The organism is Lysobacter sp. A286 (genome assembly GCF_054052105.1).
In genome coordinates this window covers 338,316-350,926 of record NZ_JBSVRJ010000001.1, presented here as the reverse complement: position 1 = coordinate 350,926, position 12,611 = coordinate 338,316, and the positions used below count along the sequence as shown (strand labels likewise).

Annotated in this window: 9 protein-coding genes and 1 tRNA gene; 2 read left to right on the top strand and 8 right to left on the bottom strand. The window is 66.2% G+C overall.

The window, feature by feature from the left end; translation table 11 throughout:
- Positions 1 to 35: 35 nt before the first annotated feature.
- Positions 36 to 4,148, bottom strand: coding sequence for an ATP-dependent RNA helicase HrpA (hrpA, locus tag ACW7G0_RS01605; RefSeq protein ID WP_456987228.1), 4,113 nt, complete (start codon positions 4,146 to 4,148; stop codon positions 36 to 38).
- 82 nt (positions 4,149 to 4,230) lie between these two features.
- Here hrpA and ACW7G0_RS01600 point away from each other — a divergent pair, with 82 nt between their 5' ends.
- Positions 4,231 to 4,782, top strand: coding sequence for a Dps family protein (locus tag ACW7G0_RS01600; protein WP_456987227.1), 552 nt, complete (start codon positions 4,231 to 4,233; stop codon positions 4,780 to 4,782).
- A 523-nt stretch (positions 4,783 to 5,305) separates the two neighbouring features.
- On the top strand, positions 5,306 to 7,132 hold the full coding sequence (gene recQ, locus ACW7G0_RS01595) for a DNA helicase RecQ (RefSeq protein WP_456987225.1): 1,827 nt from the start codon (positions 5,306 to 5,308) through the stop codon (positions 7,130 to 7,132).
- Between the two features lie 9 nt (positions 7,133 to 7,141).
- On the opposite strand, the gene ACW7G0_RS01590 is transcribed toward recQ, so the two are convergent.
- The 7 genes from ACW7G0_RS01590 to ACW7G0_RS01560 all read right to left on the bottom strand — a co-directional run bounded on the left by ACW7G0_RS01590 (position 7,142) and on the right by ACW7G0_RS01560 (position 12,578).
- Positions 7,142 to 7,217 (bottom strand) — tRNA-Lys (locus ACW7G0_RS01590).
- Positions 7,218 to 7,350: 133 nt separating this feature from the next.
- Positions 7,351 to 8,028 carry a 7-cyano-7-deazaguanine synthase QueC gene (gene queC, locus ACW7G0_RS01585; RefSeq protein WP_456987224.1) on the bottom strand — a complete coding sequence of 226 codons (678 nt, stop codon included), beginning with the start codon at positions 8,026 to 8,028 and terminating at the stop codon, positions 7,351 to 7,353.
- 42 nt (positions 8,029 to 8,070) lie between these two features.
- Entirely contained in the window at positions 8,071 to 8,748 is a 678-nt protein-coding gene (queE, locus tag ACW7G0_RS01580) for a 7-carboxy-7-deazaguanine synthase QueE (protein WP_456978394.1), read from the bottom strand.
- 47 nt (positions 8,749 to 8,795) lie between these two features.
- The gene (ybgF, locus tag ACW7G0_RS01575) at positions 8,796 to 9,539 is read right to left on the bottom strand and encodes a tol-pal system protein YbgF (RefSeq protein ID WP_456989422.1); all 744 of its coding nucleotides are present in this window, start codon (positions 9,537 to 9,539) and stop codon (positions 8,796 to 8,798) included.
- Between the two features lie 99 nt (positions 9,540 to 9,638).
- Entirely contained in the window at positions 9,639 to 10,151 is a 513-nt protein-coding gene (gene pal, locus ACW7G0_RS01570; RefSeq protein ID WP_456962320.1) for a peptidoglycan-associated lipoprotein Pal, read from the bottom strand.
- 82 nt (positions 10,152 to 10,233) lie between these two features.
- A complete protein-coding gene (gene tolB / locus ACW7G0_RS01565) occupies positions 10,234 to 11,568 on the bottom strand; it encodes a Tol-Pal system beta propeller repeat protein TolB (protein ID WP_456987222.1) in 1,335 nt (444 codons plus the stop codon).
- Between the two features lie 104 nt (positions 11,569 to 11,672).
- Positions 11,673 to 12,578 (bottom strand): cell envelope integrity protein TolA, encoded by a 906-nt coding sequence (locus ACW7G0_RS01560; protein WP_456989421.1) that lies wholly within the window; start codon positions 12,576 to 12,578, stop codon positions 11,673 to 11,675.
- Between the last annotated feature and the right edge of the window lie 33 nt (positions 12,579 to 12,611).

Here is a 12,611-nt window from a genome sequence, read left to right as displayed (position 1 = left end):
GCCAACGTCTGCCCGGCACGCGATTGTCGTCCACGCTACGGACGTAACCGCGCCAAGCGCGCGGCGAGCTTCTTCGGGGACACGCCACGCGACCCCAACTCCTGGGCAAACAGTGACACCCGCAGCTCTTCCAGGTCCCAACGCAACGCCTGCCACGGCGTTGTGTCGGCTTCGCCGCTGGCGTTTGCAGCCGCCAGCGCATCAGCGAACGGTTTGAGTTCCAGCATCCGAGCCTGGTCACGCACCGGGTCGCGCAAGGCACGCTCACCGCGTAGCGCCAGGGCTTTCAGGTAGCGCGGATACTCGGCCAGGGCCGGCGCTGGCACGTCGCCGAGGAATCCCGGCGGCGTCAATCCCGCCAACTGCACACGCATGTCATCCAGATTGGCGCCCGCCCAACCCATCAGCGGCGATTCCAGGCTGGCGCGCGCCTGCGACACCGCCGCAAGAATGATCTCCGCTTGCTGCAAGCGCTCCATGGATTCGGCGAACAGCCGCTTGGCCACGGCGTCGCGGCGCGCGGTGAACGCCGAGATATCGCGGATCTCGTCCAACCCATCCGCCACCAGCGCGGCAAAGGCGCCATCGACCAGGTCGGTGCGCAGATGATCGCCATCGCGACTGCCTTTCTCCCGCGGCGCAGCCGACTCGATGGCGGCATATAACAGACCCGTCTTGGCCGATATCGGCAACTGCTTGCGTGCCTGCTTGCGCGCATCGCCCAGCGCCAGCCACAGCAGCCGGCGCACGCCAGCGGGGTGATGCCGCAGTGCGATCTCGCGTTCGGCATGAACCTGGAGCGACACGCTGTCGCCGTCATCGTGCAGCGCCGGATACGCCGGCATGCCTGCCGCGCCGGGCAAGCTGGCCGGGATGGCCGTGTCGGGGAAGCTCACCAGCCCGCGTTGGCCGAGGCCATCGGCGGCGTGTGCGGCGAAGGCGCGCGTCGAGCGTTCCCCGAAGCGCTCGCGCAGCTCGCCCAGGTCACGCGACTCCGCCAGCACCACGGCTTCGCCGCGCTTGCCCGGCACATCCAGCAGCCGCAGGTTGACGCGCAGGTGCGGTTCCAGGCCGGGCTCATCAAACTCGTCGGCGGTGACTGCCGCGCCGGTGATCTGCTTCAGGAAATCTGCAAGCGCGCGGGTCATGGGTTCGGCTTCCGGTCCGGGGTGCGCCTCGTGGAAGGCCTTGGCGAAATCCGGTGCGGGGACGAAATTGCGACGTTGGGCCTTGGGCAAACTCTTGATCAGGGCGATGGCCTTGTCCTGGGTGAAACCCGGCGCCAACCAGCCCAACCGCGCCGGGTCCAGCGCGTTGAGCAGGTGCAGCGGGACGGCAACCGTCATTCCGTCATCGGGCGCACCCGGCTCGAAGCGGTAGCTGACCGTCAGCTGCGCTTCACCCAACGCGATCTGTGGCGGAAAGCGTGTCGCATCGGTCTCATCGCCGACCAGCAAGTCATCCAGCGCCCATTCCAGCGTGGCCTTCTCCGTTGCCGGCAACTTGCCGTACCAGGCATCCAGTGCCTGGGCGTTGTGGACATCGGGCGGCAACCGCTGCAGGTACCAGTCTGCCATCCAGTCTTCGTCGACCACCAGTCCGGCGCGCCGCTGCTTGGCTTCCTCCTCGCGCGCCTTGTCGAGCATCGCCAGGTTGCGCGTCAGGAACACGCTGCGGGTGTTGATCTCGCCGGTGACCAATGCGTCGCGAGCGAAGATCGCGCGGCTCTCCTGCGGGTACAGCCCGCCGTAGTGGATCGGACGCTTGGGCGCCAGCACCAGGCCGAACAGGCTGACCTGCTCGCTGCCCAGCACCCGGCCCTGCGAGCGCGACCAGCGCGGGTCATGGTGACGACGCGCGAGCAGGTGCGGCAACTCGTCGATCGCCCACTGCGGCTCAATCGAGGCGTTGCTCATCGCCCAGACCTTCTCGGTGTCGAGCAGGGTCGCCGACAGCACCCACGGCGGCGGCTTGCGGATCAGCCAGGAGCCCGGAAACAGCTGGAACTTGCGCCCGCGCGGGCCATCGTAGACCGCGGCCGGCTTGCGTTCGCCGGGCTTCTTGCCGGGCCCATTGCCGGGCGCCTTGTTCTCGGCCGGCGGCACCCGGTGGCCGATCTGGGTCGGCAAGCCGGCGATCAGCGCCCGATGCAGGTTGGCGTAGGCGCCGGCATCGAGTTCCGGCGTTTGGTGCGACGACGGCATCCAACCAAGATCGCCCGCCATCAGTTTCAACTGGCGGTGAAGTTCGCGCCACTCGCGCATGCGCAGGAAACCGAGGAAGTTCTTCTCGCACCAGCGCCGTAACTGCGACTGGGTGGAGGCTTCATGGGTCTCCTGGTAAGCAGCCCACAGCTTCAGGGTGCCGACGAACTCCGAGTTGTAGTCAACGAACCGGACGTGGGCATTGTCGGCGGCCGCACGCTGGTCGGCCGGGCGCTCGCGCGGGTCCTGGATGCCGAGGAACGACGCGATCACCAGCATCTCGCGCAGGCAACCGCGGGCATTGGCGGCGACCAGCATCCGTGCCAATTTGACGTCCACCGGCATCCGCGCCATCAATCGCCCGGTTGCGGTCAGCTGGTTGCGCCCGGCCTTGTCGCTGGCGACCTCCACCGCCCCCAACTCGCCCAGTTGCTGCCAGCCATCGGCCACCGCGCGCGGCTCGGGGGGCTCCAGGAACGGAAAGTCGTCGATATCGCCCAGACCCAACGACAACATCCGCAGGATCACCCCGGCCAGCGCAGCGCGGCGGATCTCCGGGTCGGTATAGGCCGGACGCGATTCGAAATCCGCCTCGCTGTAGAGCCGGTAGCAGGTGCCCTCCGACACCCGCCCGCAGCGGCCCTTGCGCTGGTCGGCACTGGCCTGGCTGACGGGCTCGATCCTCAGGCGATCCAGCTTGCTGCGCGGGCTGTAACGCTTGATCCGCGCCACCCCGGGATCCACCACATAGCGGATCCGCGGCACCGTCAAGGACGTCTCCGCGACGTTGGTGGCCAGCACGATCCGCCGCTGCGGGCCGGGGTTGAACACCCGGTCCTGGTCGCGCACCGACAGCCGCGCGTAGAGCGGCAATACCTCGGTATGGCGGTATTTCCGGCGCTCCAGCGCCTGGTGTGCATCGCGGATCTCGCGCTCACCGGGCAGGAAGATCAGCACATCGCCACGTGGATCCTCGCCGGTGATCTCGTCGCACGCCGCAACGATGCCGTCGTTGATGCTGCGCTCGCCATCACGGTCACCCTCGCCTTCCAGCGGCCGGTAACGCACCGACACCGGATGCCCGCGCCCCTCCACGTCAACCACCGGCGCGTTATCGAAATGCTCGGAGAAACGGGTGGTGTCGATCGTCGCCGAAGTCACGATGACCTTCAGGTCGCGACGCTTCTTCAACAGCTGCTTGAGGTAGCCGAGCAGGAAGTCGATGTTCAGGCTGCGCTCGTGCGCCTCGTCGATCAGGATAGTGTCGTAGCGCGACAGCCAGCGGTCGGACTGGATCTCGGCCAGCAGGATACCGTCGGTCATGAACTTGATCGCGGTCGATTCACTGACCTTCTCGTTGAACCGGACCTGGTAGCCGACCAGGCCACCGAGCGGGGTGTGCAACTCCTCGGCAACGCGTTTGGCGACCGCTCGCGCGGCAATCCGACGCGGCTGGGTGCAACCGATCATGCCAGCCGCGCCACGCCCGGCCGCCAGGCACAGTTTCGGCAACTGGGTGGTCTTGCCCGAGCCGGTCTCACCGGCAATCACCACCACTTGGTGTTCACGCAGCAGCGCGACAATGCGTTCGGCCTGGCTGGCAATCGGCAGCGACGGATCGACCGGTACTTGCGGCAACTGGGCGGCGCGCTGGCGACACTGACTGAGCGAGCTGTCCCGGGCCTTCTCGAATGCGGCGCGCGCGGTCACGTCGGATGGCTTTGCACGCCAACGCGACCACAGGCCATGCAGGCGACCGCGATCCCGGCTCAGGGTCGCGTCAATGCTGCGGCGCGCCTGGTCCAGTGCGGCCGCGTCAGCGCCGGTCCGTTTGGAGTCGGCCGGTTTCGGGCGAGGCGGTGTCGAGTCGGCCCGTGGTGAGCGAGCTGGCTTTGAACCGACGCGTCGTGACGCCGTCTTATCGGGAACATCGGTAGGCTTCATGGATCCTTTCGCAGAAACTGCATAGTTCAACCGCGTGCACAGCGCCCTATTGTCACCGCAACATCCACCAGAGGAAAAAACCATGGCCAAATCGCAGCCCGCCAAGACCGCCAAGAAGAGCAAGTCCGCGACATCCGCCCAGCCGGCATCGGGCGCTCCAGCCATTGATATCGGCCTGAGCAATACAGATCGCAAGAAGATCGCCGACGGCCTGGCCCACTTCCTTGCCGATGCTTACACGCTGTACCTGAAGACCCACAACTTCCACTGGAACGTCACCGGGCCGATGTTCAACGCGCTGCACCTGATGTTCGAGACCCAGTACACCGAGCAATGGACCGCGCTGGACGAGATCGCCGAGCGCATTCGCGCGCTGGGCTACAACGCCCCGGGCTCGTATGCCGAGTTCATCGAACTGTCGTCGATCCCGGAAGAGGCGGGCCTGTCCGACATCCCCGACTGGAAGGAGATGGTGCGCCAGCTGACAGTCGGCAACGAAGCGGTCTGTCGCACCGCGCGCAAGGTGCTCAAGACCGCCGACGATGCCAGCGACGACCCGACCGTCGACCTGCTGACCCAGCGTCTGCACACCCACGAGAAGTACGCCTGGATGTTGCGTTCGTTGCTGCAGTAAGTTGCTAGTGCGTTAACTGCAGCCAGCAGTTGGAAGCTGGAAGCTCAGGAACCCCGGGGATCATCGCCTTGGGGTTTCTTGTTTCCCGATCGCGCGCGGCGGACGCGGGAGCCGGGCTGGGGGGATTGCTACTCCCCTCGATCAGGGCTTCCTGCCCTGACTCGGGGCCGCCGGCCATCCATGGCCGGCTTTCCGCAATTCCCCCCAGCCCGACTCCCGCCCGATTGCCCTCGTTTTCGGCAAGAAAGAGCGAAGCCGCTAAATCCAAACGCCGATGCGGCGTCCTGTCCGGGTATTGCGGAGAGTGCGCCATGGATGGCGCACGGCGGTGAGTGCGGCCAGGGACGGCCGCCCGAACCGAGTAGCAATGCCCGGACAGGGCGGCGCCCCACCGAAGCCCACGCACTCCACCGCTGTTGCTGTTGCTGTTTTCATGCGCGCCCCAGCCATCAGGCAAGCCCCGACCGACCAAAGCGGACTTCTCCGAGCATCCCCGAGACCCGCGCTTGCTACCCTGTGACGCATGGAAAACGCCGCACTCGACTTGCTTCGCACCACCTTCGGCCACCCGGAATTCCGCGGCGAGCAGGCCGAGATCATCGACTGTCTGGTCAAAGGCGGCGACGCCTTGGTGCTGATGCCGACCGGCGGCGGCAAGTCGCTGTGCTACCAACTCCCCGCCCTGCTGCGCAACGGCTGCGGCGTGGTCGTCTCACCGCTGATCGCCCTGATGCAGGACCAGGTCGAAGCCCTGCGCCAGCTCGGCGTGCGCGCGGCCTACCTCAATTCCTCCCTCGACGCCGCCACCGCCGCCGAAATCGAACGCGAGCTGCTCGCCGGCGAACTCGACCTCCTCTACGTCGCCCCCGAGCGCCTGCTGAGCGGCCGCTGCCTGAGCCTGCTCGACCGAGTCCATGCCGGCCCGGGTATCGCCCTGTTCGCGATCGACGAAGCCCACTGCGTCTCCCAATGGGGCCACGACTTCCGCCGCGAATACCGTGAACTGACCATCCTGCACGAGCGCTGGCCCGACATCCCGCGCATCGCCCTGACCGCTACCGCCGACGAGCCGACCCGACGCGAGATCGCCGAGCGCCTGGCACTGGAAGATGCCCGCAAATTTGTCAGCTCGTTCGACCGGCCCAACATCCGCTACCGGGTCGCACAGAAAGACGGCAGCGGCCAGCGCGCCCTGCTGGACTTCCTCGCCGACCATCGCGGCGACAGCGGCATCGTCTACGCCTTCTCACGCAAGCGGGTCGACAAGACCGCCGAGCAACTGCAGGCAGCCGGCATCGACGCCCTGCCATACCACGCCGGCATGCCCGCGGCCGAGCGCGCCGCCAATCAGCGCCGCTTCCTGCAGGCCGACGGCGTGGTGATGGTCGCCACCATTGCGTTCGGCATGGGCATCGACAAGCCCGACGTGCGCTTTGTCGCCCATGTCGACCTGCCCAAGTCGATCGAGGGCTACTACCAGGAAACCGGCCGTGCCGGACGCGATGGCGAACCGGCCGAGGCCTGGCTGAATTACGGCCTGGGCGACGTGGTCAACCTGCGCATGCTGATCAACCAGGGCGAGGCCAGTGAGGAACGCAAGCGACTGGAGCTGCGCAAGCTGGATGCCTTGCTGGGTTACTGCGAGTCTACCCAGTGTCGCCGCCAGGCCCTGCTGGGCTGGTTCGCGGAAAGCCATCCAGGCGCCTGTGGCAACTGCGACAACTGCCTGAATCCACCGGAGAGCTGGGACGCCACCGAAGTGGCGCGCAAGGCTTTGTCGTGTGTCTATCGAACCGGACAGCGGTTTGGCGCCGGCCATGTCATTGACGTGTTACGCGGCACGGCGACCGACAAGGTCACACAGCATGGCCACGACAAGCTCAGCACCTGGGCGATCGGCGATCACCTCGATGCGCGGCAATGGAGCAGCGTGTTCCGGCAACTGGTGGCCACCGGACTGCTGGAAGCCGACCACGAACGTCATGGTGCATTCCGGTTGACCAATGACGCCGGGCCGGTGCTGCGCGGAGAGCGCCAACTGCGCTTTCGTCGGGACGCGCCGAAACCGGTTGGGCGCCGCAATCGCAGCGGCTCCGCACCCGCGCCGATCGACCTCGCCCCCGAGCCTGCGGCGCGCTTCCGCTCGCTGCGTGGATGGCGCGCTGAAATGGCCCGCGAGCAGAACGTCCCCGCTTACGTGATCTTCCACGATGCAACGCTGCGCGCCATTGCCGAATCCGACCCCGGCGACCTCGACGAGTTGAGCCACATTCCCGGCATCGGCGCCAGCAAGCTGGAACGCTATGGCGAGGCGGTGCTGCAGCAGTTGCTGGATTGCGACATGGCGTGATGCGAAAACTGGTGGGCCGTGATGGATTCGAACCATCGACCAGCGGATTAAAAGTCCGATGCTCTACCGACTGAGCTAACGGCCCACGTGACCCGGCCTTGCGCCGGGGGCGTGAATTCTAACGCAACTGGGCGCTCAGGTGCGAAGCGCACGAGCCGAGGACGGGGAAAGACGGCGGGTGCAAACGACCCCCGTGCGCCGACGCCGGTGCCCAGGGTTCAGACATACCGGGTCGGATCGGCAACCCCGGCACCGGCGAAGCCCGCCGCGCGCAACCGGCAAGCGTCGCAGTGACCGCAGGCAAGACCCTCATCGTCGGCCTTGTAGCACGATACGGTCTCGGCGAAATCGACCCCCAGGCGCACGCCTTCACGCACGATGTCGGCCTTGCTCATGGTTTGCAATGGTGCATGCACGTGCAGTCCGGGCCCTTCGACACCGGCCTTGGTGGCCAGGTTGGCGAGCTTCTCGAAGGCGCTGATGAACTCGGGACGGCAATCGGGATATCCCGAGTAGTCCACGGCATTGACGCCGCAGAACAGGTCGGCTGCACCGATCACTTCGGCCCAGCCGAGTGCGACCGACAGCATGATGGTGTTGCGTGCCGGCACGTAGGTCACCGGGATGGCGTCGGCGCCCGCAGGCTCGTCCAGCGGCACCGCGATGGACTCATCGGTCAACGCGGAGCCACCGATGGCACCCAGATCAACGCTGACGATCTTGTGCGCGACCGCGCCCAATGACGTCGCCACGCGGGCGGCAGCGGCGAGCTCGGAGGTATGGCGCTGGCCGTAGTTCACGCTCAATGCGTGCACGGCAAAGCCCTGTTCGCGGGCGATGGCAACGACGACCGCGGAGTCCATCCCCCCGGAGAGCAATACAACGGCTTTTTTCATGGTTGGTTTTCTTGAGTGACAACAAGGAAAGACGAGTCCAGGTCAGCGACCGGGCTCGTCATCCCACAGGATCTTGTGCAACTGCAACTGGAAGCGCACCGGCAAATGGTCGGCCACGATCCAGTCGGCCAGCTCGCGCGGGCTGATCTGGCTGAAACTGGGTGAGAACATCACGTCGCAGATCCCGTCCAACCGGTATTCGGCCACCACGGTCTTCGCCCAGTCGTAGTCCTCACGCGAGCAGATCACGAACTTGACCTGGTCGTGCGCGGTCAGCAGGGCGATGTTGCTCCACAAGTTACGATCGACCTCGGCCGACCCGGGTGTCTTGATGTCCAGCACCCGCGAAACGCGCGCGTCGACCTGGCTGATGTCGATCGATCCGGAGGTCTCCAAGGACACCTCGTAACCGGCTTCGCACAGTCGTTGCAACAGGCCGATGCAACGCTTCTGCGCGAGCGGCTCGCCGCCGGTGACACAGACGTGGCGGGTTTGATGGCGCGCCACCTCGGCCAGGATGGTGTCGTAGTCCCACCACTGTCCACCATGGAAGGCGTAGGCGGTATCGCAGTATTGGCAACGCAACGGGCAACCGGTGAGGCGCACGAATACCGTGGGCCAGCCGATGCTGCGCGACTCGCCCTGCAGCGACAGGAAGATCTCGGTCAGCCGCAAGCGCTCCGGCGCCGCGTTGGGCGCCTGGGGGGAAACAACGTTCATCGCGCCATTTTAGCCGAGCAAGCGAAACCCTGCCGCGGCCGTTTCCATTATTGGATGCGGCCGAGCTGGATGGCGCCCAGACGGTCAGCGGCGATCCGCGCGGCGTCGGTGCCGGGATAACGTTCGGTAACTTCGGTGAGGGTTCGCTCGGCCGCGTCGGGCTGCTCCAGGCCTTGCTGTGACAGGCCCACCTTGAGCATCGCGCCCGGCGCCTTGTCATGGGTCGGGTAACGCTGCAGCAACGCCTCGAACTGCTCCAGCGCGAGCTGGTAGTTCTGGGTGACGTAGTAGCTCTCGCCCAGCCAGTACAACGCATTGGGCGCGTAGGCCCCACCCGGGTAGTGGCCAAGGAAGGAATGGAACAGTCGCGCCGACTCGACGTACTCGCCGGTCCGCAACGCGTCAAAGGCGACATCGTAGGCCTCGCGCTCCCCGGCTGTCTGGTCCAGCTTGCCCGGATCTCCGTAGATGGCCGGGGTGCTGTCGACAGGAACCGCCACGTCGGCACCGGATTCCTGAGGATCCACGTCGCTGGCAGGGGCCGCTCCCGGCGTGCCCAACTCCGACGTGCCAGCGCCGCCCTGTAGCCGGTTGATGCGGCCATCCAGATCGAGATACTGGGCGCGGGCGGTACCTTGGAGTTGTTCTTGCTGATGATGGAGCTGCTCGACCTGGGACCGCAGCGCGGTCACCTCTTCCTTGAGCAGGTTGACTTGGCGTAACAGATCGACGGTCGCCTGGTTGTTGCCCGCCTGCTGTTCCAGCAGGGACACCCGCTCAGCCAGGCTCATGCGCTGGGCAGAAGCAGGTGCGGCGGCCACCAGGGCCGCCGCTGCAACCAGCGATGTCGCAATTGCAATTGACAACTTGCGCATCATGGATTGCCTTTATTACTTCGCGGTGTAGATGATCTCGACGCGACGATTCTGTGCCCAGCAATCCTCACTGGAGGTGGTGCATACCGGACGCTCTTCGCCGTAGCTGACCACGGTCTGCTGGCTGCCCGAGCCGCCATTGGCCTGGACCGCCGAGGACACCGAATTGGCGCGACGCTCGCCCAGGCCAAGGTTGTACTCACGGCTGCCGCGCTCATCGGCGTGGCCTTCCAGGGTCATGCGCGAGGAAGGACGGTCACGCAAGTACTTGGCGTGGCAGCCGACCAGGGCCTGGAACTCAGGACGCAGCGCGTCGCGATCCAGGTCGAAGTACACCACGCGCTGGCGCAGGCAAGCATCGGTGTCCAGGTCGCCGGGGCCATACGCGCCCTGCATCGTCGGGGTGGTGTCGGTGGCGGGGGCGGTGGTGACCGGAGTCTCCGGCGGAGCCTCCTTGACCTTCTTGGAACAGCCGACTGCAGCGACGCAAAAAAGAGCGGTCATCAATAAACGCGTGGTGGTATTCATCATGGTTTCCTCGTCATGGCTGGGACAGGTGGAACTGTGGGAGAACGCGGTAGATAAAGGATGTCAGCTGATCAGGAGGACATCAGCGCGGTGTACGGAATGGCCCCCAGGCTGGCTCGCGCACGTTGCCGTCCGCCAGTACCAGACGCTGGCGCACCCGGCCATCGGACGATACGGCATACAACACCCCACGCGTGCCTTCACGAGCAGCATAGATGATCATCGCGCCATTTGGGGCAAAGCTGGGTGACTCGTCCAATGAGCCGGGGGAAAGCGTGCTCCAGCGTGCCGACCCCAGGCTCGAGTCCATCATCGCGATGCGGTAGGTATTGCCCGCACCCTGGGCAACGGCAATCTTGCTGCCATCCATCGAAACCGTTGCGCTGGCGTTGTAGTTGCCCTGGAACGTCACCCGGCTGGCGCTGCCACCGCCCGCGGACACCTGGTAGATCTGCGGCGCACCGCCGCGGTCGGAGGTGAAGTACAGCGAGCTGCCGTCGGCGCTCCAGGTCGGCTCGGTATCGATGCCGAAATGGTTGGTCAGCTGGGTCAGCGCGCGGCTGCCCAGGTTCATCACGTAGATCTCCGGGTTGCCACTGCGCGACAGCGTCAACGCCAGGCGGCTGCCATCCGGGGAGAACGCCGGCGCGCCATTGATGCCACGGAACTTGGACACCACCTCGCGGCTGCCGGTATTGATGTCCTGGATGTAGATGGCCGAGTTGCCGCTTTCGAAGCTGACGTACGCCAACTTGTTTCCGTCCGGGCTCCACGATGGCGACATCAGCGGCTCGGGCGAGCTGACCACGGTCTGCGGGTTGTAGCCGTCCGAATCGGCGACCATCAACGAGAAGCTGGCCGTCGGGCCCACTCCGGTGGCGGTGATATAGGCGATGCGGGTGAAGAACGCACCCGGCACGCCGAGGATCTTCTCGTAGATGGCGTCGGCGACCTGGTGTGCCACATCGCGCATCGCATTGGCCCGGGCGGTCATCGCGAAGCCCAGCAGGCGCTGCTGGGTGGCGACATCAAACAGCTCGTACTCGACCCGGTAGCTGCCACTGCCGCCGTCCACGACCCGTCCGACCACCAGGTAGTCCTGGTTGAGTGCACGCCAGGTCGGGTAATTGACCTCGGACCCACTGGTGGGTCGTTCGACCAGGTCGGACTCGGGCAGGCTGCGGAACTGGCCGGAGCGATTCAAGTCGGCAGCGATCACCGCCGCGACATCGGTCTCCGGTGCGGTCGCACTGCCCTGGTAGGGCATCGGCACCACCGCGATCGGCAACGCGGCGGCATTGCCGCCGACGATGTCCAGTTCCAGTCCCTGCTGTTGTGCAACAGCGGCGAACGGGACGCTCATCATGAAAACCAGGGCCGCAAGCAATGCGGCCAGTCTTGGGGTGAATCGTTTCATCGGCAGGACCTGACGGAGAAGCTGAAGTTTTAACAGCATCCATGTGAACGCTTTCTCAAAGCTGAACACGGCGGACGCGACGGGTGCGGCAATTTTGGGGCGGCTCAGCGATCGCGCGCCTCGAAATTGAGCGTCAAAGTTCGCGCAAACACACTCTCGAAGCCCGCGTAGGGCAGCGGCTGCGCCTTGAGCACGGCGGCCTCGATCGAGCGGCGACCCTGTTCATCGTAGGCACATGGCGACGAGACGTCGGCACTCATCACCTCGCCCCCGGGCAGCTGCTTGATGACAAGGCGGCACCTGGCACCCAGAGGAACGGTTTCCGGACGGGTCCACTTGGCCAGGATTGCCTCCTGCAGCGCTGCCGAATAACGAGCTTCCAGCCCGGTGTCGGTGCCGTTGTTGCCCGGCGGCGGACTGGCGCCACTGCTCGCAGTGCTGCTGTCCCTGGACTCGGCGAGCGCGCGGGCGGCGGCGATCTGCTTGAGTTTTTGCTCCGCCAGTTCCGCCTGGCGCGCGGCCGCGGCGCGCTGGCGACGGATCTCCGCCAGTTTCTTCTCGCGCTCTTCCGCCTGCGCGGCCAGGCGGCGCGTACGCTCCGCCTCGGCCTGGCGTTTCTTCTCGGTCAGGTCGATCTGGGCCTGGCGCCGCTTCTCCTCCTGCAGCTGCTCCTCATCCGCCGGGGTCGGCGTCGGCTCGGCCACGACCTCATCCTGCTCCACGGTGTCGGGTTCGACCACGAAATCCTGCGGCTGCGATTGCGGCGGCGTGGGCGCGTCCTCGGGGATGGGTTCGGGCTCCGGTTGCGGCGGCGGCGCGGCATCCTCCTCGACCGGCTCGGGCTCGGGCTGCGGTTCGGGCAGCGGCTCCTCGGCCGGTTCGGGCCGGTCGTTGAGCACCTCGCGCATCGACGCCGACAACGCGTTGGGGTCAATCAGCTCGGCCTCGATTGGCGAGCCGGCGGCAGACACGGGCGCGGCGCTGCGGGTCCACCACATGCCGGCGAACATCAGCGCGAACAGCGCCACATGCAGCACGATCGC

Excerpts from the sequence above, each read along its gene's own strand:
- ACW7G0_RS01600 (WP_456987227.1), top strand. The coding sequence starts at position 4,231 with ATGGCCAAATCGCAGCCCGCCAAGACCGCCAAGAAGAGCAAGTCCGCG.
- pal (WP_456962320.1), bottom strand. The coding sequence starts at position 10,151 with ATGAATACCACCACGCGTTTATTGATGACCGCTCTTTTTTGCGTCGCT.
- queE (WP_456978394.1), bottom strand. The coding sequence starts at position 8,748 with ATGAACGTTGTTTCCCCCCAGGCGCCCAACGCGGCGCCGGAGCGCTTG.
- ybgF (WP_456989422.1), bottom strand. The coding sequence starts at position 9,539 with ATGAGCCTGGCTGAGCGGGTGTCCCTGCTGGAACAGCAGGCGGGCAAC.
- tolB (WP_456987222.1), bottom strand. The coding sequence starts at position 11,568 with ATGAAACGATTCACCCCAAGACTGGCCGCATTGCTTGCGGCCCTGGTT.
- ACW7G0_RS01560 (WP_456989421.1), bottom strand. The coding sequence starts at position 12,578 with ATGTTCGCCGGCATGTGGTGGACCCGCAGCGCCGCGCCCGTGTCTGCC.
- queC (WP_456987224.1), bottom strand. The coding sequence starts at position 8,028 with ATGAAAAAAGCCGTTGTATTGCTCTCCGGGGGGATGGACTCCGCGGTC.
- hrpA (WP_456987228.1), bottom strand. The coding sequence starts at position 4,148 with ATGAAGCCTACCGATGTTCCCGATAAGACGGCGTCACGACGCGTCGGT.
- recQ (WP_456987225.1), top strand. The coding sequence starts at position 5,306 with ATGGAAAACGCCGCACTCGACTTGCTTCGCACCACCTTCGGCCACCCG.